Origin of the sequence: Pseudomonas reactans (genome assembly GCF_013387025.1) — a bacterium.
Classification (GTDB): Bacteria; Pseudomonadota; Gammaproteobacteria; order Pseudomonadales; family Pseudomonadaceae; genus Aquipseudomonas; species Aquipseudomonas reactans.
In genome coordinates this window covers 40,410-63,501 of sequence record NZ_JACAQP010000003.1, presented here as the reverse complement: position 1 = coordinate 63,501, position 23,092 = coordinate 40,410, and the positions used below count along the sequence as shown (strand labels likewise).

The window sequence follows — 23,092 nt, the reverse complement described above, 5'->3', positions numbered from 1 at the left end:
GCAAAAAAATGCCCCGAACATGTCGGGGCATTTTCAGCAACCTGGTGGGGCGCGACGGATCAGAACTCGTGATCAGCGTTATCCGGGTTCAAGTCGCTGATACCCAGCTTGCCCGCCGCCGCTTCGATCGAACCGGTCTGCTTGACCAGTGCCGCGATGGCGTCACGTACGATCTGGTTGCCGGCATCGTTACCGGCGGCGATCAACTGGTCGTAGTGCTCACCTTTGCCAGCGTGGTCAACCATGACCTGGATCTTCGCTTCGGTGGCTGCCAGGTCCGCTTTGAGCGCGGTGTCGGCAGCCGGGTCGGCCTTGGCCACCAGGGAAGACAGGCTGGCGCCGGTCATTTTGGTGCCGTCGACGCGGGTGTACTCACCCAGGTAGACGTTGCGGATGCCCTTGGCGTCGTAGAAGTGCGAGTTGTGGGTGTTGTCGCTGAAGCAGTCCTGCTCGTCTTCCGGCGAGTTGGCTTCCAGGGACACCTTCATGCGCTCACCGGCCAGTTCGCCCAGGGACAGGCTGCCCATGCCAAACAGCATTTTGCGCAGGCCGTCGGTGGCAGGTTCTGCCTCCAGGGTGGCGCGGTAGTTGTCTTCGACGTTGGGTTTCCAGTTGCCGACCATTTCTTCCAGGTCGCTGACCAGCAGTTGGGTCACGGCGCTCAAGTACGCGCGACGACGTTCGTTGTGGCCGCCGGTGGCGCCTTCGCCGGTCAGGTAGTCCGACGCAGGACGGTTGCCGGCGCCTGGGCCGGTGCCGTTCAGGTCCTGGCCCCAGAGCAGGAATTCGATGGCGTGGTAGCCGGTGGCGACGTTGGCCTCGGAACCGCCCAGCTCGTTGAGGCTGGCGAGTTTTTCCGGGGTGATGTCTTTAACGTCGACCTTGTCTTCGCCGACCTGGATTTCGTTGTTGGCGATGATATTGGCGGTGGCGCCTGGGTTACCCAGGGCGTGCTCGTAGGACTTGTCGACGTAGTCGATCAGGCCTTCGTCCAGCGGCCATGCGTTCACCTGGCCTTCCCAGTCGTCGATGATGGTGTTGCCGAAGCGGAACACTTCGCTCTGCAGGTAAGGAACGCGGGCGGCGATCCAGGCCGTGCGAGCGGCTTTCAAGGTTTCGTCGTTCGGTTTGGCGAGGAACGCGTCGATAGCGGTTTGCAGGGTTTTCGCGGTGGACTCGGCATCGCTGTAGACCGCGAACACCATGTCTGCGTAATGCGCGACCACGGCCTTGGCAGCGGCTTCGTCGACCTGGCCGGCAGTGGTGGCAGCCGCTGGAGCGGTAGTGCTGGCAGCCGGGGTCGGCGCCTGGGGCGCTGCGGCCTTGTCTTTACCTTCGCCGCAACCGGCGAGAGAAATGGCAATGGCCAGCAGACTGGCGGTGGCCAGGGGCATACGAATCATGGCGAACATCCTGCTTCGGTTGTTGATGGGGCGCGCGGGGGAGCGCAAAAACTGCGACATAATGCGAAAGATTTGCATTTTGTGTAAAGGGTTAAACGCGGGAAATATTCAGTATCGTTTTGCCATGTCAGAGAATCATCGCGTTATTGCGGTGCGACTGCTTCAAAAAAGCCGCCAGCTCCCGGGCCGGCAAGGGTTTGCTGTAGTGGTAACCCTGACCTTCATGGCAGCCCTCGGAGATGATGTAGGCCTCCTGCTCGGCGGTTTCCACGCCTTCGGCGATCACTTGCATGCCCAGGCTTTTGCCCAGCTGGATGATCGCCCGCACGATGGTGGCGTCGTCATCATCATCCAGCAGGTCCTGCACGAAGCTCTTGTCGATCTTGATCTTGTCCAGGGGCAGGCTTTTCAGGTAACTGAGGGATGAGTAGCCGGTGCCGAAGTCATCGATGGCAATCAACGCACCGGAACGGCGTAGGCTCAGCAGGTGCTGGGCGGCGGTGCTGATGTCTTCCATCAGGCCGGTCTCGGTGACTTCCAGTTCCAGGCTGCGTGGTGGCAGACGGTAGATCTGCATCAGGTTGTTGACCACCCGCGGCAACTCGGTGTGGTGCAACTGCACGGTGGACAGGTTGACCGCCATGCGCAGCTCTGTGAAGCCCAGGTCATGCCATTCGCGCAACTGCCGGCAGGCCTGATCCAGCACCCATTCGCCAATCGGGATGATGGTGCCGTTCTGCTCGGCCAGCGGGATAAACAGGTCCGGCGGCACCAGGCCGTGTTCCGGGTGCTGCCAGCGGATCAGCGCTTCCACGCCGACCACATGGTGATCGCGGTAGCTGATCTGCGGTTGGTACACCAGGTGGAACTGGTCGCGGCTGAGGGCGTCGCGCAGGTCTTTTTCCAGCTCGCGGCGACGGCGCATTTCGCTGTCGACGCTGGCGATATAGAACTGATAGCGGTTGCGCGAACGGGTTTTGGCCAGGGTCATGGTCTGTTCGGCTTTCTGCAGCAGCTTTTCAGTGCTGTCGCCGTCTTCCGGGAACAGGGTGATGCCGATGGTGGCGCGCAGGCGGATGCCTTCATGTTCCAGGGCAAACTCCGCTTCCAGGTCATCCAGGATGCTTTGCGCCAGTTCGGCGGCCTCGTAGGGCTGGTCGATATCGGCCTGCACCAGGGCGAACTGGTCGCCACCCAGCCGGGCCAGGGCGCCGAGGCGTCCGCTGTGAGCGCGCAAACGGTCGGCCAGGGCCAGCAGCAGTTTGTCGCCGGCCTGGTAGGTGAACTGCTCGTTGACGCTTTTGAAGTCATCCAGCCCCACGCACAACACGGCCACCCGGCGTTGGCGGCGGCCGGCGTCGATGAGGATCTTATCCAGTTGCTCCTGCAGCTTCTGGCGGTTCGGCAGACCCGTCAGGAAATCGTACTGGGCCATGCGCAGCAGGCTGCTTTCGGCTTCATGGCGCAGGTGGGTATTGCGTTCGATAGATTCGAGCAACTGGTTGGCGGTATTGATCCACAGCCCCAGCTCGTTGCGCTCATGACCCTTGAGCTGCGGGATCTTGTGTTCGCTGGGCCGATCCGGGTTGATCGAGGTCAGGTGCTCGATAATCCTCGATAACGGCTTGGTCAGCAGCCAGTGATAGACGAGGTACAGCACCAGGCCCATCGCCAGGGCGCGCAACACCCCGGAAATAAAGATGATCACCGAGCTGACAATAAACCCCTTGCCGTAGGTGGCCGTGTCGAGGGTGATGCTCAGGTCGCCGTAATACTCGCTGTAGGGGCCTTTGCCGACCAATGCGGTAGTGAACGTGCGTTCCTGGCCGAGAATCAGGTCGGTCAGCCAACGGCTCGGCGATTGCTGCAGGGCGCGGCTTTTTTCGGCGAGCATGGTTTCGTTGGGATGGCCGATGGACGCCATGCGCACCGCGTCATCCTGGAACAGGCCCTCAATCACTTGCATGCCCATCTCGCGGTCCAGGCTGTAGACGGCCTGGGTCGAGGGGTCGCGAAACATGTCGAGGATGCGCTGGGCATCGCCGGCCACGGCCTGGCGCGTCTTGTAGGCATCGAAAACGATCTGCGCCACGCTCAGCGCCACGCCCACGATCAATGCCGACAGCAGCACAACCCGTAGCAACTTCACCGACAAGCTGTTCTTGAGTTCCAGCTTCAAAGGGTCATTCCTTGTTCCATGCGGGTAGCCTCAATATGCCATGAGTATTGGCAATCTGGTGAGGGCAGTCAAAGGGACATTGGGATACAGGCGCAATTGAGTTTTTGGCGTGAGGGGCTAGGGAGGGATCAAGAAGGGGCGGTGCGTGTCAGAGGGCGCCAAGGCGCTAAGGCCAGGTTGTTGAGAAGGCCGGGCGGGCCGGCCTTCCAGGGTGAGGTGCCCGGAGTCAGTCGTAAGTAATCTGAGCTTGTGACTGCACCCCGGTATCTCCTGGTTTTTGTGCTGCGTCAGGGAATTTGTCCAGCAGTTTGCCTGCCAGGTCCATGCCACCCTTTATCAGATCCATGCCTTTATCAAGAAGGCCCGAAACCATGGGGACTGCGCCTGCCGCCAACGAAATAGGATCCATAGTGATTCTCCACATTTGATTAAGAGGTTTATTCCTCCCGCGACTTGAGTGGAGATGTTTCCAGGATGGGTTCCATGATTCTTCGCTCGCCGTGTGAAATGACGCGCATAAAAAAGCCCGGCATTCGCCGGGCTCTTTCTACTACTGCAAGCGTTGCTTAGGCAGTGAAGGTCTTGCCTTCGAACTGCTCAGCCACGAACTTCCAGTTGACCAGGTTCCAGAACGCTTCCACATACTTTGGACGCACGTTGCGGTAGTCGATGTAGTAAGCGTGTTCCCAGACGTCGCAGGTCAGCAGCGGGGTGTCGCCGTTGGTCAGCGGGTTGCCGGCGCCGATGGTGCTGGCCAGGGCCAGGGAACCGTCAGCCTTTTTCACCAGCCAGCCCCAACCGGAACCGAAGGTGCCGACGGACGTCTTGGTGAACTCTTCCTTGAACTTGTCGAACGAACCGAACGCAGCGTTGATGGCTTCAGCCAATGCGCCGGTCGGTTGGCCGCCGGCGTTTGGCGCCAGGCAGTTCCAGTAGAAGGTGTGGTTCCAGACCTGAGCGGCGTTGTTGAAGATGCCGCCCGAAGAGGATTTGACGATCTCTTCCAGGGTCTTGCCTTCGAACTCGGTGCCTGGCACCAGGTTGTTCAGGTTCACGACGTAGGTGTTGTGGTGCTTGTCGTGGTGATATTCCAAGGTTTCCTTGGAGATGTGCGGCTGCAGGGCATCGTGTGCGTAGGGCAGCGGCGGCAATTCGAAAGCCATGATGATTCTCCTAATCAGGTCAGTTGCGGTGAGCGCAAGGCCGATCACGGGCGGCCAAACAAGCGCCGGGGAGTTTGTACTCTTTGCGGCGCAGGGTCCGGATCATAGCACCGGGGGTGCGGCAAAACCACGCAACAACTGTGTGGGATAGAGGTTCCAGAGCGTTTTGGAATATTCCTCAGGCGCTGATCAGTTGATAGGCCACGCTGAACATCATTACGGCTACCAACAGGTCCAGCAAACGCCAGGTAGCTGGGCGCGCCAGCCAGGGCGCCAGCCACGCCGCGCCGAGTGCCAGGGTGGCGAACCACAGGAACGACGCGCTGGCGGCACCCGCCACGTAGGCGCCGGGTTCGGTCTGTTGGGCGCCGAGTGAGCCGATCAGCAGCACGGTGTCCAGGTACACGTGCGGGTTTAGCAAGGTCACGGCCAGTGCGCTCAGCAGTACCGCGCGCAGTGAGCGCACCTTGAGCGTGTCGCCCTGGTCCAGGCTCTGTTTCGAACACGCTCGGCGTAGTGCACACGCGCCATACCAGATCAGGAACGCCGCGCCGCCCCAGCGCGCCACCGCCAACAGCATGGGGCTTTGCGCCAGGACCGTCGCCAGGCCGAACACCCCGGCGGCCACCAACAGGGCATCACACACCACGCACAGCGCGGCTACTGGCAGGTGATGTTCGCGTCGCAGGCTTTGCGCCAGCACAAAGGCATTTTGAGTGCCGATGGCCATGATCAGGCCCAGCGCCACCAGCAAACCATTCAGATAACTCTGCCACATAGCGTTTACTCTGCGTCTGCAGCCAGTTGCCGCAACACCTGCAGGGCGCGCTCGGCATCGGCACGCCCGACGAACAGGTGATCGTGGTAATAACCGGCAATTACATTGCAACTGATGCCGGCCTTGCCCAGCGCACTGGCGAAGGCGGCGGTGAGGCCCACGGCTTCCAGGGCCGAATGCACATTCAAGGTGATCCACGCGGCGACGTAGCCAAAAGCCAGGCCAGCCTGTTCCGCTTGTTGGCGTTCAACGATCAGGGTCAGGCCTTCCTGCTCGCGAAAGCTGCCGATCACTTCGCAGCCGGCAGGGATGCGGTTGTCGGGCGCGGTGCAGAATACATAGTCGCCGTCATTGAGCTGGGGGCTCATGCTGCGCAGCAGGGTTGCCAGGGCGGTTTCGCCAGCCATGTGGGGTTCCTTATAAAGAGAGACGCAATGCTGGCTATTCTCAGGGTGCAGGCTGTATAAGAAAAACCAATATTGCTGATCGCTCATTAGAGAAACTGATGTTCGACTATAAATTGCTCTCTGCTCTGGCGGCCGTGGTGGAACAGGCGGGCTTTGAACGCGCCGCCCAAGTGCTGGGACTGTCGCAATCGGCAATCTCCCAGCGCATCAAGTTGCTGGAGGCACGTATTGGCCAGCCGGTACTGGTACGGGCCACGCCGCCGACGCCCACCGATATCGGCCGGCGCCTGCTCAACCATGTGCAACAGGTGCGCCTGCTGGAGCGTGACCTGCAAAGCCAGGTGCCGGCGCTGGATGAGGAAGGCATGCCTGAGCGCCTGCGCATCGCGTTGAACGCCGACAGCCTTGCCACCTGGTGGGCCGAGGCAGTCAGTGGCTTTTGCGCTGAACAGCACCTGCTGCTGGACCTGGTGGTGGAAGACCAGACCGTCGGCCTCAAACGCATGCGCGCCGGGGAGGTGGCGGCGTGTATCTGTGCCAGCGAGCGACCGGTGGCGGGGGCGCGAAGCCTGTTGCTGGGCGCCATGCGCTATCGGGCGCTGGCCAGCCCCGCCTTTATCGCCCGGCATTTTCCCCAGGGTGTACGCGCCGATCAACTGGCGCGCACCCCGGCACTGGTGTTCGGGCCGGATGATTTCCTGCAGCACCGCTACCTGGCCTCCCTCGGTGTGGACGGCGGTTTCGAGCATCATTTGTGCCCATCGTCCGAAGGCTTTATCCGCCTCACCGAGGCGGGCCTGGGTTGGGGGCTGGTGCCGGAATTGCAGGTTCGCGACCAGCTGGAAAAGGGCATATTGGTCGAGTTATTGCCAGATAAGCCCATCGATGTGCCGTTGTACTGGCATCATTGGCGCAGTGGTGGGCAACTGTTGGGCTTGTTGACCGACCATCTGGCCCAGGCCTGTGGTCAATGGTTGGTGCCGTTGGAGTGATGGCGCGCGTCAAGGCAACAGCGATGAAAAACGAAAGAACATGGGGTAATACATGAAGATTCTGGTCACCGGCGCAAGCGGCTTCATTGGCGGGCGCTTTGCGCGTTTCGCCCTGGAGCAGGGCCTGGACGTGCGGGTCAACGGGCGACGTGCCGAAGGTGTGGAGCACCTGGTCAGGCGCGGCGCCGAGTTTATCCAGGGTGATCTGAATGATGCCGACCTGGTGCGCGACCTGTGCCGCGACGTCGAAGCCGTGGTGCATTGCGCCGGCGCCGTCGGCTTGTGGGGCAAGTATCAGGACTTTTACCAAGGCAACGTGCAGGTGACCGAGAATGTCGTCGAAGCCTGCCTCAAGCAGCACGTCGGGCGTTTGGTGCATCTGTCGTCGCCCTCCATTTACTTCGACGGCCGCGACCACCTGGGCCTGACCGAAGAGCAAGTGCCCAAGCGCTTCAAGCACCCTTATGCCGCCACCAAATATCTGGCTGAGCAGAAGGTGTTCGGTGCCCAGGAGTTTGGCCTCGAAGTGATTGCCTTGCGTCCGCGCTTTGTCACGGGGGCCGGCGACATGAGCATCTTCCCGCGCCTGCTGAACATGCAGCGCAAGAACCGCCTGGCCATCGTCGGCGACGGCCTGAACAAGGTCGACTTCACCAGCGTGCACAACCTCAACGAAGCCTTGCTCAGCAGTTTGCTCGCGCCGGGTTCCGCGCTGGGCCGGGCCTACAACATCAGCAACGGTGCGCCGGTGCCGGTGTGGGATGTGGTGAATTATGTGATGCGTCAAATGGAGTTGCCCCAGGTGACGCGTTACCGGTCCTACGGTTTGTCCTACAGCGTGGCGGCGCTCAACGAAGCGTTTTGCGCGATGTGGCCCGGGCGTCCGGAACCGTCGCTGTCGCGCTTGGGCATGCAAGTGATGAACAAAGATTTCACCCTCGACATCAGCCGTGCCAGGCATTATCTGGACTACGAGCCCAAAGTCAGCCTGTGGACCGCCCTCGACGAGTTTTGCAGTTGGTGGAAAGCCCAGGATCCTGGGTTCAAGTAAGCACACAAGCGGCAACACTTCGGGAACCGAATCTGGCGTTCCGGGTCGATCAGTGCGCCGGGAACGCGGTTTATACTCCCGTCGCTCGCCACTTCACCGATTCAGGGTTGATACATGCGCAACGATGCTAAAGACGACTTCGACAACGTTCCCAGCCTGCGGGCCGATGTCGGGGATGACGATGATTTCGAACCGACCCCGGCCACCTCGGTGCGCTCGCGCAACCCCCAGGTGGTCAAGGTCAAGAGCGCCAGCACCGGGCCATTGTGGGCGTTGATCGGCGCGCTGCTCATCGCCTTTGCGGGCCTGGCCTGGTGGAGCTTCCAGCAGATCTCCCTGATGGGCCAGCAGTTGGTGGCTACCCAGGAAAGCTTCGCGCGCATCAGCGAGGAAGCGGCGGGGCGCCTGCAGGACATTTCCGGCAAGGTCGTGGCCAGTGAGGCCAGCGTCAACAACGGCAGCGAAGCGCTGAAACTGCAGATCAAGCAGCTTGAAAGCCAGTTGCTGGAGCAGGGCAAGCAGCAGGTAGGTGTGGCCGGGCAAGCCACCGAGTTGGATAAGCGCCTGGCGCAGATGACCGCCAGCACCACCGACCTGTCCAACGCCAACAGCAAGCTGCAGGGCCAAGTGCAGGCGTTGACCGACGCCGTGGCGACACTTAAAGCGTCGCAAGGTGATGTCGGCAAGCGTGATGGTGAAATCAAAGAGCTTTCCGCTGACGTGGCCGCCTTGAAGAAACAGGGCAACCCGGGTGCCGCCATTGCCCGTATCGAGCAGGACCTTGTGGTGCTCAAGAGCGCCCAGGAGAACCAGCCGGCCAACAGCGATGCACCGACCAATAAAGAGTTCGACGTGTTCCGCATCCAGACCACGCGCAACATCACCACGTTGCAAAGCCAGGTGCAGAACCTGAACCAGCAACTTAACGCGCCGGCGAAGATCACCCCTCTCGGCCAATAAGGGTGTAATGGGAATGTCACCACTTGGTGACATTTCCCATCCCCTTCGTTACTTGCCGTCACCGCGCCCTTGTTTAGACTCCGGTCATCCCACAAAAAACAATAAGGGCTACCCATGACCACGCAACCACTGCCTGCCAGCAGTTGGCTGAACGCGCCTGCCCATCACGCCTGGCTCGCCGCAGAAGGCCAGCGCCTGCTGGCATTTGCCAAGGCGTCCCGACTGCCCGACGGCTTTGGCAACCTGGACGACAAAGGCCAATTGCCAGCCGATGCTCACGCCGAAACCATGAACACCGCCCGCATGACTCACAGCTTCGCCATGGCCTACGCCCTGGGGTTGCCGGGATATGCCGATCTGGTTGCACATGGCGTTGCTGCCCTCAGTGGCCCGTTGAGGGACGCTGAACACGGTGGCTGGTTTGCCACGCCCCACGCCCTTGATGGCAACCGTGGCAAGGCCGCCTACCTGCATGCGTTTGTTGCCCTGGCCGCCAGCTCGGCGGTGGTGGCTGGCGCGCCCGGCGCGCACACTCTTCTGACCGACGCCGTCCATATCATCGACCAGTTTTTCTGGAGCGAGGAGGAGGGCGTAATGCTCGAATCGTTCGCCCAGGACTGGAGCGGCGTTGAAGCCTATCGCGGCGCCAACAGCAACATGCACGCCACCGAAGCCTTCCTTGCGCTGGCCGATGTGACGGGCGATACGCGCTGGCTGGACCGCGCCTTGCGCATCGTCGAGCGGGTTATCCACACCCACGCCGCCGGCAATCAGTTCATGGTGATCGAGCATTTCGACACACACTGGCAGCCTTTGCTCGGTTACAACGAAGACAACCCCGCCGACGGCTTCCGCCCCTACGGCATCACCCCCGGCCACGGTTTTGAGTGGGCGCGGCTGGTGTTGCACCTGGAAGCCGCGCGCCTGCAAGCCGGGCTCGCCACCCCCGAGTGGCTGGTGATCGACGCCAAGGGCCTGTTCGCCAGCGCCTGCGAATATGCCTGGTCCGTGGATGGCGCCCCTGGCATTGTCTACACCCTCGACTGGAACCAGCGCCCGGTGGTGCGTGAACGCCTGCACTGGACCCACGCCGAAGCCAGCGCCGCAGCCCAGGCCTTGCTCAAACGCACTGGCGAGTTGCACTACGAAACCTGGTACCGGCGTTTCTGGGAGTTTTGCGAAACCCAGTTCATCGACCGTGTTCACGGCAGTTGGCACCACGAACTCAGTCCACACAACCAACCCAGCAGCAATATCTGGGGTGGCAAGCCGGACCTGTACCATGCCTGGCAAGCGGTATTGCTGCCTGCGCTGCCGCTGGCGCCAAGCATGGCCAGTGCCATCGGGGCTGGGCGCTATGTCACCAGATGGTGACATTTGTGCATCCCTTTGTTACCTGCGCCTGAAAAATCCATGTTTAAACTCCGTGCAGCGCAAGCCTAAGACTTGCATGCATAACAACAAGAAAAGGTACTCAGATGAACGCGATTAATCGCCTCGCCGTTGCTATTTCCATTGCCTCGTTGTTTCCCCTCAGTGCATTTGCCGCCGACTCGAAAGGGACGGTTGAAGTTGTGCATTGGTGGACCTCGGGCGGTGAGAAGGCGGCCGTAGATGTCCTGAAGGCCCAAGTTGAGAAAGATGGCTTCGTCTGGAAAGACGGCGCCGTCGCAGGTGGCGGTGGCGCCACCGCCATGACCGTGCTGAAAAGCCGCGCGGTCGCCGGCAACCCGCCCGGTGTTGCCCAGATCAAAGGCCCTGACATTCAGGAATGGGCGTCCACCGGCCTGCTCGACACCGACGTGCTCAAAGACGTCGCCAAAGAAGAGAAGTGGGACTCCCTGCTCGACAAGAAAGTCTCCGACACCGTGAAGTACGAAGGTGACTACGTCGCCGTACCGGTCAACATCCACCGCGTGAACTGGCTGTGGATCAACCCGGAAGTCTTCAAGAAAGCCGGTATCACCAAGAACCCGACCACCCTCGAAGAATTCTACGCAGCCGGCGACAAGCTGAAAGCCGCGGGCTTCATTCCGCTCGCCCACGGTGGCCAGCCTTGGCAGGACAGCACTGTGTTCGAAGCAGTCGTGTTGTCGGTGATGGGTGCCGATGGCTACAAAAAAGCCCTGGTCGACCTGGATAATGGCGCGCTGACCGGTCCAGAAATGGTCAAAGCCCTGACCGAACTGAAGAAAGTCGCGACCTACATGGACGTCGACGGCAAAGGCCAGGACTGGAACCTCGAAGCGGGCAAGGTCATCAACGGCAAGGCCGGCATGCAGATCATGGGTGACTGGGCCAAGTCCGAATGGACCGCCGCCAAGAAAGTCGCCGGCAAGGACTACGAGTGCGTAGCCTTCCCAGGCACCGACAAAGCCTTCACCTACAACATCGACTCCCTGGCGGTGTTCAAGCAGAAAGACAAAGGCACCGCTGCTGGCCAGCAGGACATTGCCAAAGTCGTGCTGGGTGAGAACTTCCAGAAAGTGTTCAGCATCAACAAGGGTTCGATCCCTGTTCGCAACGACATGCTGAACAAAATGGATTCCTACGGCTTTGACTCGTGCGCCCAGACCGCTGCCAAGGACTTCCTGGCAGACGCCAAGACCGGCGGCCTGCAGCCAAGCATGGCGCACAACATGGCCACTACCCTGGCGGTGCAAGGTGCGTTCTTTGATGTCGTGACCAACTACATCAACGACCCGAAAGCCGACCCGGCCGACACCGCCAAGAAATTGGGCGCTGCGATCAAGTCTGCCAAGTAACACAACCCATCTGTAGGAGCGAGCTTGCTCGCGAAAAACTCAAGATCACCGCGTTCATCCTGTATGCACGCGTTATCGTTGAAGTCCTTCGCGAGCAAGCTCGCTCCTACAGGGGACGGTTCATCTGCTAGTCCTTTTTCCCTGTACTGGATTTCCCCATGAGTTCTGTTGCTGTGTTCAGCAAAGCCTCGCCGTTCGATGCACTGCAGCGCTGGCTACCCAAGCTGGTGCTGGCGCCCAGCATGTTCATCGTGCTGGTTGGCTTCTACGGCTACATCCTGTGGACGTTTGTGCTGTCGTTCACCAATTCCACGTTCCTGCCCACCTACAAATGGGCGGGCCTTGCGCAATACGCGCGGTTGTTCGACAACGACCGCTGGTGGGTAGCGAGCAAGAACCTGGCGGTGTTTGGCGGGATGTTCATCGGTATCACGCTGGTTATCGGCGTGACCCTGGCGATCTTCCTCGACCAGAAAATCCGTCGTGAAGGCTTTATCCGCACCATTTACCTGTACCCGATGGCGCTCTCGATGATCGTCACCGGTACCGCCTGGAAATGGCTGCTCAACCCAGGCATGGGCCTGGACAAACTCCTGCGTGACTGGGGCTGGGAAGGCTTCCGTCTCGACTGGCTGATCGACCCGGATCGCGTGGTCTACTGCCTGGTGATCGCTGCTGTCTGGCAAGCCTCCGGCTTCATCATGGCGATGTTCCTTGCAGGCCTGCGCGGTGTGGATCAGTCCATCGTGCGCGCTGCACAGATCGACGGCGCGAGCCTGCCGCGCATCTACTGGAGCGTGGTGCTGCCAAGCCTGCGTCCGGTGTTCTTCAGTGCGGTGATGATCCTGGCGCACATTGCGATCAAGAGCTTCGACCTGGTAGCAGCGATGACGGCTGGCGGCCCGGGCTACTCGTCCGACCTGCCGGCGATGTTCATGTACTCGTTCACCTTCAGCCGTGGCCAGATGGGCATGGGTTCGGCCAGTGCCATCCTGATGCTCGGTGCGATCCTCGCGATCATCGTGCCTTACCTCTACTCCGAGCTGAGGACCAAACGTAATGACTAGTCTCGCCTCAAAATCACCTATCAGCCTGAGTCGCATCGCGATCTACGCGGTGCTGATTCTTGCCGTGCTGCTGTACCTGGTGCCGCTGGTGGTGATGCTGCTCACCAGCTTCAAGACCCCGGAAGATATCAGCTCCGGCAACCTGCTGAGCTGGCCGACCGTGGTTACCGGCATTGGCTGGGTCAAGGCCTGGGCCACTGTGGACGGTTACTTCTGGAACTCGATCAAGATCACCGTTCCGGCCGTACTGATCTCCACCGCCATCGGTGCATTGAACGGTTATGTGCTGTCGTTCTGGCGCTTCAAAGGCTCGCAGCTGTTCTTCGGCCTGCTGTTGTTCGGCTGCTTCCTGCCGTTCCAGACCGTGCTGCTGCCGGCGTCGTTCACCCTCGGCAAGATGGGCCTGGCCAGCACCACCACCGGCCTGGTGTTCGTGCACGTGGTCTACGGCCTGGCGTTTACCACGCTGTTCTTCCGTAACTACTACGTGAGCATTCCGGATGCGCTGATCAAGGCCGCGCGTTTGGACGGTGCAGGTTTCTTCACCATCTTCCGTCAGATCATTCTGCCGATGTCGACCCCGATCATCATGGTCTGCCTGATCTGGCAGTTCACCCAGATCTGGAACGACTTCCTGTTCGGCGTGGTGTTCTCCAGTGGTGACTCCCAGCCCATCACCGTGGCGCTGAACAACCTGGTCAACACCAGCACCGGGGCCAAGGAATATAACGTGGATATGGCGGCGGCGATGATCGCCGGGCTGCCGACCCTGCTGGTCTATGTGATCGCAGGCAAGTATTTCGTGCGCGGCCTCACGGCCGGCGCGGTCAAGGGGTAATCATGGCTACGCTTGAACTTCGCAATGTAAACAAGACCTATGGCGCCGGCCTGCCCGACACCTTGAAGAACATCGAACTGTCGATCAAGGAAGGCGAATTCCTGATCCTGGTCGGCCCTTCGGGGTGCGGCAAGTCCACGCTGATGAACTGCATCGCCGGCCTTGAGACCATCACCGGTGGCGCGATCATGATCGGCGACCAGGACGTCAGCGGCATGAGCCCCAAGGACCGTGACATCGCCATGGTGTTCCAGTCCTACGCGCTGTACCCGACCATGAGCGTGCGCGAGAACATCGAGTTCGGCCTCAAGATCCGCAAGATGCCCCAGGCCGATATCGACGCCGAAGTGGCGCGCGTGGCCAAGCTGCTGCAGATCGAACACCTGCTCAACCGCAAGCCGGGCCAACTCTCCGGCGGCCAGCAACAGCGCGTGGCCATGGGCCGTGCCCTTGCGCGTCGGCCGAAGATCTACCTGTTCGACGAACCGCTGTCCAACCTCGACGCCAAGCTGCGCGTCGAGATGCGCACCGAAATGAAACTGATGCACCAGCGCCTCAAGACCACCACGGTCTACGTGACCCATGACCAGATCGAAGCAATGACTCTGGGCGACAAGGTTGCGGTGATGAAGGACGGCATCATCCAGCAATTCGGTACGCCGAAAGAAATCTACAACAACCCGGCCAACCAGTTCGTGGCGAGCTTTATCGGTTCGCCGCCGATGAACTTCGTGCCGCTGCGCCTGCAACGCAAGGACGGTCGCCTGGTGGCCCTGCTCGACAGCGGCCAGGCCCGTTGCGAACTGGCGCTGAACACCACTGATGCCGGCCTTGAAGACCGTGACGTGATCCTGGGCCTGCGCCCGGAGCAGATCATGTTGGCGTCGGGCGAGGGCGACAGTGCGTCGAGCATCCGTGCCGAAGTGCAGGTCACCGAGCCGACCGGCCCGGACACCCTGGTGTTCGTGCAACTCAATGACACCAAGGTCTGCTGCCGCCTCGCGCCTGACGTGGCACCGCAGGTGGGCGAGACCCTGACCCTGCAATTCGATCCTTCCAAGGTATTGCTGTTCGACGCCAACACCGGCGAACGACTGGGCACTGCTTCTTCATTGCCCGCACAGGGGCATGCCGACAATGTGGCCCAATTCAAAGGCCGATGAAGCAGGTAGGAGCGAGCTTGCTCGCGAAGGTCGTTAACGATGACGCGCGCTTTCTGGACGAAAGCGGTGGCCTTGAGTTCTTCGCGAGCAAGCTCGCTCCTACAGGGTAGTAATTTGGATTTAAGTTGTTGTTTTAGATAAAAAAAGTAAACCGCGTTAGATAAAAACAGTTTAATAACAATAAAGACGAGGATGTAGGGATGAAAAAGCAACACAACAACACTCGGCTGATCTGCCAAATGTCAGCTGCAGCAGCCCTGGTATTGTCCGCCAATGCGATGGCGGCCGATGCATTCAGTGCTGATTCGAAATGGATGACCGGCGATTGGGGTGGTGAGCGTACCAAGCTGATCGAGCAAGGTATCGACATCAAGGCTGACTACGTTGGGGAGATGGGCTACAACGCCAAAGGTGGTTACAACAACGACAAGACCGGTCGTTACTCCGATCAATTCGGTCTGGGCGTAGCACTGGACCTGCAAAAGTTGTGGGGTTGGGATAACACCCAAGCCAAGATCCAGTTGACCAACCGTAATGGCCAGAATATCTCCAATGACCGTATTGGCGACCCGCGTGCCGGCACCTTGAGTTCGTCTCAAGAAGTCTACGGGCGTGGCCATATGGTGCGTCTGACCCAGTTCTGGATCCAGCACCAGATGTTCGACAACAAGCTGGACGTGAAACTCGGTTACTTCGGTGAAGGCGAAGACTTCAATACCTTCCCGTGCGACTTCCAGAACCTGTCGTTCTGCGGCTCGCAAGTGGGTAACTACGTAAACACCTGGTACAACTGGCCGGTCAGCCAGGCTGCAATCCGCGTGAAGTACAACATCACGCCTGAGCTGTATGCGCAGATCGGTGCATACAACCAGAACCCGTCGCAGCTGGAGCACGGCAACGGCTTCAAACTCAGCGGCAGCGGCACCAAGGGCACCGTAATTCCGGTGGAATTGGTCTGGTCGCCGAAGGTCAACAACCTGCCGGGCGAATACCGTGTGGGTTACTACAAAAGTGCCGCCGATGCTTCGGACGTTCGTGAAGACATCAACGGCAACGATGCAGCGACCACTGGCGCGGCTTACCGTACCCGCAGCAGCAAGAAAGGCTACTGGTTCGTTGCCCAACAGCAACTCACCACGCATAACGGCGATGCCTCGCGCGGTCTGAACATCGCGGCCAACGCCACCTTCCACGACAAGGAAACCAACCTGGTCGACAACTATCAGTCGATCATGCTGGTGTACAAAGGACCATTCGACGCGCGTCCAAAAGATGACGTTGGTATCGGTGTCGCTCGCCTGCACGTCAACGATGACGTGAAGAAGAACTCTGAGTTGCTCAACGCCGCCAATGGTGTGAGTGACTACGATAACCCGCTGTACACGCCGATCCGTGAGACTGAGTACAACGTCGAACTCAACTACGGTTTCCACGTCACCAACTGGCTGACCGTGCGTCCAAACCTGCAATACGTTGTGCAACCTGGCGGCGTAGATAAAGTCGACAACGCGTTGGTAGCCGGCCTGAAAATTCAGTCTACGTTCTAACGCTGTTGCGATAAGCTCCTTCTCTCTGTGCGCATTTTGCGGGTAGCCATGGCTACCCGCTTTTTTTGGGCAGCACCGTGAAGACATTCAGGACTGTGGCACATGCATGAGCAACCGCTGCAACGCTTTTTCAAATCCCTGCGCGAGCGTCCGGTGTTCGCCTGGGAACGCTTCCAGATGCGTGACGTGTTGGTGATCGACCATCCGCTGTGCCAGGCGGTGTTCAGCCGCCAGGGCGCGCAATTGCTGCACTTTCAGCCCACGGGTCAGAAACCTTGGCTGTGGTGTGCAGCCAAGTGGCCGCAAGTCGGCGCCATCCGGGGCGGCATACCGGTGTGCTGGCCGTGGTATGGCCGTCACCCCAGCGAAAATGCCTGGCCTTCCCATGGCTGGGCACGGCTGATCGACTGGAAACTGCTCGACAGCAGTACCGACGACGACGGCGTACGCCTGCACTGGCAATTGCAGTTGTGCGACTGGCAAGTCGACCTGCACGCGCATCTGGGCGAAACCCTGGAACTGCGCCTGAGCACCGAGCATCAGGACGAGCTGCCGTGCCAATTGAGCCACGCTTTGCATGCTTATTGGCGTATTGGTCACGTTGATGAGGTAGCGCTGTCTGGGCTTGAAGGCGCGCAGGGTTACGACCAGCTCAATCGCCAGGTTTGCCAGCAGGAAGGCGAGCTGCGGGTAGACGGCGGGTGCCAGCGGGTGTTCCAGCACGAGGGCGAATTACAGCTTAAGGACCACGCCTGGCAGCGTGAGCTGTGCATCGACACCGGCGACAGCGCCGACACGGTGGTATGGCATCCGGGCAGTCGGCCGTTGCTGGGCGTGAGCTTCAATGAGGCATCGGGGTTTGTGTGCGTGGAGTCGGCGATGGCCGGGGCCAGTCTGGCGCCGGGAGAGAGGGCGCATCTCAGCCTGCAGGCGCGGGCTGGGGTTTAGCGGTGCTGGTCTCTGTGGCGAGGGAGCTTGCTCCCGCTGGGCTGCGAAGCAGCCCCAATAAGGTCACCGCATTCTTTCAGTAAGGACTCGGTTGCCTGATTTAGGGCCGCTTCGCGCCCCAGCGGGAGCAAGCTCCCTCGCCACAGGGGGAGACTTATTAGTTGAACTCATCCCCCACCGGATACCGGCTGTCATTCAAACTCTCTTTGATCTTGCGCAGATGCGGCTGGAAATCCACTCCACGACGCAAGGTCATGCCGGTCGCCAATACATCCAGCACCGTCAGTTGGATGATCCGCGAGGTCATCGGCATGTAGATGTCGGTGTCTTCCGGCAACGGGATGTTCAGGCTCACCGTGCTGGCCTTGGCCAGCGGCGAGTTTTCGGCGGTCACGCCCAGTACGGACGCGCCATTCCCACGTGCAATACGCGCCACTTCCACCAGCTCACGGGTACGCCCGGTGTAGGAAATGATCACGAACAACTCGCCCGTATGGGCCACCGACGCGATCATGCGCTGCATCAGCACGTCGGCGTGGGCGGTCACCGCCAGGTTGAAGCGGAAGAACTTGTGCAGCGCATCCATCGCCACCGGGGCCGAGGCGCCCAGGCCGAAGAAGTGGATCTGCCGCGCCTGGATCAACAGGTCCACGGCTTTACTGATCAGGTTCGGGTCCAGTGCCTGGCAAGCACTGTCCAGCGATGCAATGGCGCTGCCAAAGATCTTCTGGGTGTAGGCCTCAGGGTTATCATCGGCCTCGACTGCGCGGCTGACATACGCCGCGCCACTGGCCAGGCTTTGCGCCAACTGCAATTTCAGTTCAGGGTAGCCGCTCACGCCGAACGAACGGCAGAAACGGTTGACCGTCGGTTCACTGACCGAAGCGGCCTGGGCGAGGGCGGCGATCGAGAAGCGGGTGGCCTGCTGTGGGTTGAGCAGGATGACTTCGGCGACTTTGCGCTCGGCCTTGTTCAATTCTTCGAGGCGGTTCTGGATCTGTTCCAGAAGATTTCGCACGCGGTCCATTCAGTCTTTCCTTCGGGCGACGATGCAAATTAGGGTGGCAACCAATCGACGAGTGGCCTTTTGCGGTGGCCTATCCTACTGAGGGTAGCTGAACACCACCACTCGGAATGCGTATTTCGGGAAAATGTTGTGGTTATTACTACATTTTTCCTTGAGTGATGCCTTGAAAAAAGGTATTTGTAGCTTAACTTGATAAAAGAACAAACATCATGCCTTCGATAACCGTAGAACCCTGCACCTTTGCCCTGTTTGGCGCCTTGGGTGATCTGGCGCTGCGCAAGTTATTTCCTGCCCTCTATCAACTCGATGGCGCCGGGCTGCTGCACGACGACACGCGCATCCTGGCCTTGGCCCGTGAAGCCGGTTCCGAGCAACAGCATCTGGCGCACATCGAGCAAGCACTGCGCGAATTCGTCGGCAAGGAGCTGGATGAAGCCATTGCCCAGCGTTTCCTGGCACGCCTGACCTATGTGCACGTCGATTTCCTGAAAGCGGATGACTACGTGGCCCTGGCGGACATCGCCGGCACCGAGCAACGCCTGATCGCCTACTTCGCCACCCCGGCGGCGGTGTATGGCGCGATCTGCGAGAACCTGTCCAAGGTTGGCCTGGCGGAAAACACCCGCGTGGTGCTGGAAAAACCCATCGGTTCGGACCTGGAGTCCTCGCGCAAGGTCAACGACGCCGTGGCGCAGTTTTTCCCGGAAAACCGCACCTACCGCATCGACCACTACCTGGGCAAAGAGACGGTTCAGAACCTGATCGCCCTGCGTTTCGCCAACAGCCTGTTCGAAACCCAGTGGAACCAGAATTACATCTCCCACGTGGAAATCACCGTGGCCGAGCAGGTCGGTATCGAAGGCCGTTGGGGCTACTTCGACAAGGCTGGCCAACTGCGCGACATGATCCAGAACCACTTGCTGCAGCTGCTGTGCCTGATCGCCATGGACCCACCGGCCGACTTGTCCGCCGACAGCATCCGCGACGAGAAGGTCAAGGTGCTCAAGGCCCTGGCGCCGATCAGCCCGGACGGCCTGACCACCCAAGTGGTGCGCGGCCAGTACATCGCTGGCTACAGTGCCGGCAAGCCGGTGCCGGGGTACCTGGAAGAAGAGAACTCCAACACCCAGAGCGACACCGAGACCTTCGTCGCCCTGCGTGCCGATATCCGTAACTGGCGTTGGGCCGGAGTGCCGTTCTATCTGCGTACCGGCAAGCGCATGCCGCAAAAGCTGTCGCAGATCGTCATCCACTTCAAGGAGCCGTCCCACTACATCTTTGCCCCTGAGCAGCGCCTGCAGATCAGCAACAAACTGATCATCCGCCTGCAACCGGACGAAGGTATTTCCTTGCGCGTGATGACCAAGGAGCAGGGCCTGGACAAGGGCATGCAACTGCGCAGCGGCCCACTGCAACTGAATTTTTCCGACACCTACCGCAGCGCCCGGATCCCGGATGCCTACGAGCGGTTGTTGCTGGAAGTGATGCGCGGCAATCAGAACCTGTTTGTTCGCAAAGATGAAATCGAAGCCGCGTGGAAGTGGTGTGACCAGCTGATCGCCGGGTGGAAGAAATCCGGTGATGCGCCCAAGCCGTACGCGGCGGGGTCCTGGGGGCCGATGAGCTCCATTGCACTGATCACGCGGGATGGGAGGTCGTGGTATGGCGATATCTGATTTGAAACTGCCCCAGGGCGTAACCCCCCACGAGTACCGCACCCCGGTGCTGTTGGCGGAAGGCCTGGCGACTGACGTGGCCGAGCAACTGCGCACGGCCATCAGTGCCCGTGGCGAGGCGACCCTGGTGGTGTCCGGTGGCCGCAGCCCGGTGGCGTTTTTCCAACACCTGGCCAAACAGGCGCTGGATTGGTCCAAGGTCACCATCACCCTGGCCGACGAGCGTTGGGTGCCGGTGGAACACGCCGACAGCAATGCGGGCCTGTTGAAGCAGCACCTGCTGCAAGGCCCGGCGGCCAAGGCCAAGTTCCTGAGCCTATACAGCGCTGCCGCCAACCTCGAAGACGCTGCCGAGCAGGCCGATCGCCTGCTGGCCGAATTGCCAGCCATTGATGTGCTGGTGCTGGGCATGGGCGATGACGGCCACACCGCGTCGCTGTTCCCCAACAGCCCGAACCTCGCCGAAGCGCTGAAGGCCGACGGTACCCGCCGTTGCTGGCCGATGCTGGCGCCGACCGTACCGCACCAACGCCTGACCATGAGTCGCGCGTTGCTGGCCACGGCGAACTACACCGTGCTGTCGATTTCCGGCAGTTCGAAATTGACCACCTTGAGCGCCGCGCTGGCCAGTGACGACGTTGCTGCCATGCCGATTCGCGCGTTTCTGCAACCTACATTAGAGATTTACTGGTGCCCATGAGCCAAGGATCAGCCGCTATGAAAAGCCCTCAACCGACCGTGTCCATGGCGGATAAAGTTGCCTTGATCGACAGCCTCTGCGCCAAGGCGCGGATCCTGCCGGTGATCACCATCGCCCGCGAACAGGACATCCTGCCGCTGGCCGATGCCCTGGCAGCCGGCGGTTTGACCGCATTGGAAGTGACCCTGCGTTCCGAGTTCGGCCTCAAGGCCATTCAGGTGCTGCGCGAGCAACGCCCTGAACTGTGCACCGGTGCCGGCACCGTACTCGATCGTCACATGCTCGAAGCCGCCGAAGTGGCTGGTTCGCAGTTCATCGTCACCCCGGGCATCACCCGCGACCTGCTGGAAGCCTCGGTACACAGCCCGATCCCGCTGCTACCGGGCATCAGCAATGCCTCGGGCATCATGGAAGGTTATGGCCTGGGCTATCGCCGCTTCAAACTGTTCCCGGCCGAAGTCAGCGGCGGCGTGGCCGCGATCAAGGCCCTGGGTGGCCCGTTCGGCGAAGTGAAGTTCTGCCCGACCGGCGGCGTCGGCCCGGCCAACATCAAAAACTACATGGCGTTGAAAAACGTGATGTGTGTGGGCGGTAGCTGGATGCTCGACCCTGAGTGGGTCAAGAACGGCGACTGGGCCCGCATCCAGGAAGTCACCGCCGAGGCGCTGGCGCTGCTGGATTGATCTGATTTACCGAATCGTTGTTGCTGTGCTTAACGGCATTTTTGCGGTGCACTTGGTCGGTGTACCGCTTTTTTTTGTCTGTTGAAAAACTCAAGAACACTGATGTTCAAATGTGGGAGCTGGCTTGCCTGCGATAGCGGTCTTTCGGCTAATGCAAGGGTGACTGGCCCACCGCCATCGCAGGCAAGCCAGCTCCCACAGTTCTAATCGGTGCTCATTTCGGTGATGGCGTGGACCAGTACGTTGATGTCCGCTGCTGACGTCACCAACCCCGGCGTCACCCGGATACAGGTACCAAACGACGCACCCACACGCGTCGTGGTGAACAGGTTGTAGTCCTTGAGCAAACGCTCCGCCATCACCTGCTGATCCCGCCCAATGAACTTGAACGCCGTGATCCCACAGTACAAGCGTGGATCATCCGGCGTCAGCACCTCGATCCCCGGCAGTGCCCGCACTTGGCTGACCCACAAGTCCCGCAAGTAATTCACGCGCGCGCCCTTGGCCGCCGCGCCGCCCAGTTGCCGATGTTCTTCAAGCACCAGCGGCAAGGTCATCAGCGCCGGGAAATTCGGCGTGCTGTAGGGCGTACGTGCACGAACGTCGGTGGCGGGGTAGTGGAACTCGCCCATGTCCGGATCAATGTCTGCCAGACGTTCCGGGGCGATGTACAGAAAGCCCAACGTCAGCGGGGCGCCAATCCATTTGTGCAGGTTGAAACCGGCAAACTGGATCCCCAATTCGGCCAGGTTGAATTCGATCTGGCCCAAAGCATGGGCGCCATCGAGAATCACATCGATACCCTGCTCGCGCGCCGCCTGGGCAATCGCGGCCACGGGCATGACCAGCCCGGTGCGGTGGGTCACGTGGGTCAGTGCCATCAGCTTTAAGCGTGGGTACTGCACGAATGCATCGCGATAGGTCCGCACCAGGCTGTCGAAACTTGCCGGGTGCACGTGGGGCAGTTCGATGACTTCCACGCCGCGATAGCCCGCCAACCAGCGCATGGCGCCTTTCACCGTGTCGTACTCCAGGTCGCTGATCAGCACCTGATCGCCCGGTTGCAGGCGGTTGTAGTTGCGGATCAGCGATTGCAGGGCTTCGGTGGCATTGCGGGTGAAGGCCACGGCGGCGGGGTCGGCATCGATCAGCCCGGCCAGTTGGCGGCGGATCGCGTCGTTGTCACCGCGTTCGAATTGTTGGCGTATATGCAGCGAGTTGCTGCGGTTGATAAACGCCACGTGCTCCAGGTACTGCGCCTGTACCGCTTGGCTCATGCGGCCGAAGTAACCGTTTTCCAGGTTGATCGGGCCGGGCTCCAGCGCATAGCGCTGGGCGATGGCGTGCCAGTGGTTTTCGTTGTCTGCATTCCTTGGCATGGCATGACTCTTTAATGGCGGGGGGCGGGTTTGCCGTGTTTGGCGCGCAGCGGTTCGAGCAATTCAGACAGGCCGTTGCTGTCGATTTCCTGCATCAGGGCCAGCAGACCGCCCAACTCGCCGTGGGGGAAACCTTCGCGGGCAAACCAGTTCAGGTAGGGGCCGGGCAGGTCGGCGATGATCCGTCCCTTGTATTTGCCGAAGGGCATTTCGCGGGTGATCAGCAGTTCGAGTTTTTCGGGATTCATGAAGGCTCAGGTGTTTGTATCGAGAGCTTGGAAAATACAGGCATTCTGCATGAAGGCCAAATGACAGATCATGCAAATAACGTACATACAGATGGTTCAATTTATCGTAAGTTATTGA

22 protein-coding genes are annotated in these 23,092 nt (G+C 60.4%); 13 read left to right on the top strand and 9 right to left on the bottom strand.

Features of this window, described 5'->3' with window-relative positions; translation table 11 throughout:
* Positions 1–59 precede the first annotated feature (59 nt).
* From HX793_RS02310 to HX793_RS02285, 6 genes are all read right to left on the bottom strand, one after another.
* Positions 60–1,403 carry an imelysin family protein gene (locus tag HX793_RS02310; protein WP_177096739.1) on the bottom strand — a complete coding sequence of 448 codons (1,344 nt, stop codon included), beginning with the start codon at positions 1,401–1,403 and terminating at the stop codon, positions 60–62.
* A 127-nt stretch (positions 1,404–1,530) separates the two neighbouring features.
* Entirely contained in the window at positions 1,531–3,582 is a 2,052-nt protein-coding gene (locus HX793_RS02305) for a putative bifunctional diguanylate cyclase/phosphodiesterase (protein ID WP_177053471.1), read from the bottom strand.
* A 226-nt stretch (positions 3,583–3,808) separates the two neighbouring features.
* Complete coding sequence (locus tag HX793_RS02300; RefSeq protein WP_177004790.1) at positions 3,809–3,991, bottom strand: hypothetical protein; 183 nt, start codon at positions 3,989–3,991, stop codon at positions 3,809–3,811.
* A 157-nt stretch (positions 3,992–4,148) separates the two neighbouring features.
* Positions 4,149–4,745, bottom strand: coding sequence for a superoxide dismutase (locus HX793_RS02295; RefSeq protein ID WP_003175739.1), 597 nt, complete (start codon positions 4,743–4,745; stop codon positions 4,149–4,151).
* 178 nt (positions 4,746–4,923) lie between these two features.
* Positions 4,924–5,523: a LysE/ArgO family amino acid transporter gene (locus HX793_RS02290; RefSeq protein WP_016975405.1), complete on the bottom strand. Its 600-nt coding sequence runs from the start codon at positions 5,521–5,523 to the stop codon at positions 4,924–4,926.
* Between the two features lie 5 nt (positions 5,524–5,528).
* Positions 5,529–5,930 (bottom strand): ACT domain-containing protein, encoded by a 402-nt coding sequence (locus HX793_RS02285; RefSeq protein WP_177096741.1) that lies wholly within the window; start codon positions 5,928–5,930, stop codon positions 5,529–5,531.
* A gap of 98 nt (positions 5,931–6,028) precedes the next feature.
* Here HX793_RS02285 and HX793_RS02280 point away from each other — a divergent pair, with 98 nt between their 5' ends.
* The 10 genes from HX793_RS02280 (at position 6,029) to HX793_RS02235 (ending at position 17,261) form a co-directional block, all read left to right on the top strand.
* Entirely contained in the window at positions 6,029–6,922 is an 894-nt protein-coding gene (locus HX793_RS02280) for a LysR family transcriptional regulator ArgP (RefSeq protein WP_016975403.1), read from the top strand.
* Between the two features lie 52 nt (positions 6,923–6,974).
* Complete coding sequence (locus HX793_RS02275) at positions 6,975–7,973, top strand: NAD-dependent epimerase/dehydratase family protein (RefSeq protein ID WP_177053473.1); 999 nt, start codon at positions 6,975–6,977, stop codon at positions 7,971–7,973.
* A 114-nt stretch (positions 7,974–8,087) separates the two neighbouring features.
* The gene (locus HX793_RS02270) at positions 8,088–8,933 is read left to right on the top strand and encodes a hypothetical protein (protein WP_016975401.1); all 846 of its coding nucleotides are present in this window, start codon (positions 8,088–8,090) and stop codon (positions 8,931–8,933) included.
* Between the two features lie 114 nt (positions 8,934–9,047).
* A complete protein-coding gene (locus HX793_RS02265) occupies positions 9,048–10,307 on the top strand; it encodes a D-mannose isomerase (protein WP_177053475.1) in 1,260 nt (419 codons plus the stop codon).
* 104 nt (positions 10,308–10,411) lie between these two features.
* Complete coding sequence (locus tag HX793_RS02260) at positions 10,412–11,698, top strand: ABC transporter substrate-binding protein (protein ID WP_061449338.1); 1,287 nt, start codon at positions 10,412–10,414, stop codon at positions 11,696–11,698.
* 158 nt (positions 11,699–11,856) lie between these two features.
* Entirely contained in the window at positions 11,857–12,765 is a 909-nt protein-coding gene (locus tag HX793_RS02255; RefSeq protein ID WP_033896325.1) for a carbohydrate ABC transporter permease, read from the top strand.
* The gene (locus HX793_RS02250; RefSeq protein WP_016975397.1) at positions 12,758–13,603 is read left to right on the top strand and encodes a carbohydrate ABC transporter permease; all 846 of its coding nucleotides are present in this window, start codon (positions 12,758–12,760) and stop codon (positions 13,601–13,603) included. Before HX793_RS02255 ends, HX793_RS02250 begins: the two co-directional genes overlap by 8 nt.
* 2 nt (positions 13,604–13,605) lie before the next feature.
* Positions 13,606–14,766, top strand: coding sequence for an ABC transporter ATP-binding protein (locus HX793_RS02245; RefSeq protein WP_016975396.1), 1,161 nt, complete (start codon positions 13,606–13,608; stop codon positions 14,764–14,766).
* A gap of 200 nt (positions 14,767–14,966) precedes the next feature.
* Positions 14,967–16,313: a carbohydrate porin gene (locus tag HX793_RS02240; protein WP_016975394.1), complete on the top strand. Its 1,347-nt coding sequence runs from the start codon at positions 14,967–14,969 to the stop codon at positions 16,311–16,313.
* Positions 16,314–16,415: 102 nt separating this feature from the next.
* Positions 16,416–17,261: a D-hexose-6-phosphate mutarotase gene (locus HX793_RS02235; protein WP_177059712.1), complete on the top strand. Its 846-nt coding sequence runs from the start codon at positions 16,416–16,418 to the stop codon at positions 17,259–17,261.
* Positions 17,262–17,418: 157 nt separating this feature from the next.
* On the opposite strand, the gene HX793_RS02230 is transcribed toward HX793_RS02235, so the two are convergent.
* Positions 17,419–18,279 (bottom strand): MurR/RpiR family transcriptional regulator, encoded by an 861-nt coding sequence (locus HX793_RS02230; RefSeq protein ID WP_174890969.1) that lies wholly within the window; start codon positions 18,277–18,279, stop codon positions 17,419–17,421.
* 218 nt (positions 18,280–18,497) lie between these two features.
* Here HX793_RS02230 and zwf point away from each other — a divergent pair, with 218 nt between their 5' ends.
* Genes zwf through HX793_RS02215 form a run of 3 tightly spaced genes read left to right on the top strand, consistent with a single transcriptional unit; the run spans position 18,498 to position 21,347 of the window.
* Positions 18,498–19,964: a glucose-6-phosphate dehydrogenase gene (gene zwf / locus HX793_RS02225; RefSeq protein WP_095017399.1), complete on the top strand. Its 1,467-nt coding sequence runs from the start codon at positions 18,498–18,500 to the stop codon at positions 19,962–19,964.
* Positions 19,951–20,664: a 6-phosphogluconolactonase gene (gene pgl / locus HX793_RS02220; RefSeq protein WP_177053477.1), complete on the top strand. Its 714-nt coding sequence runs from the start codon at positions 19,951–19,953 to the stop codon at positions 20,662–20,664. The genes zwf and pgl overlap by 14 nt, the downstream gene beginning before the upstream one ends.
* Positions 20,665–20,681: 17 nt before the next feature.
* Complete coding sequence (locus HX793_RS02215; RefSeq protein ID WP_025858441.1) at positions 20,682–21,347, top strand: bifunctional 4-hydroxy-2-oxoglutarate aldolase/2-dehydro-3-deoxy-phosphogluconate aldolase; 666 nt, start codon at positions 20,682–20,684, stop codon at positions 21,345–21,347.
* 203 nt (positions 21,348–21,550) lie between these two features.
* On the opposite strand, the gene HX793_RS02210 is transcribed toward HX793_RS02215, so the two are convergent.
* Positions 21,551–22,726, bottom strand: a complete 1,176-nt coding sequence (locus HX793_RS02210; RefSeq protein ID WP_177096744.1) for an aminotransferase class V-fold PLP-dependent enzyme — start codon at positions 22,724–22,726, stop codon at positions 21,551–21,553.
* A gap of 11 nt (positions 22,727–22,737) precedes the next feature.
* Complete coding sequence (locus HX793_RS02205) at positions 22,738–22,974, bottom strand: DUF3820 family protein (protein ID WP_010208204.1); 237 nt, start codon at positions 22,972–22,974, stop codon at positions 22,738–22,740.
* Positions 22,975–23,092 lie beyond the last annotated feature (118 nt).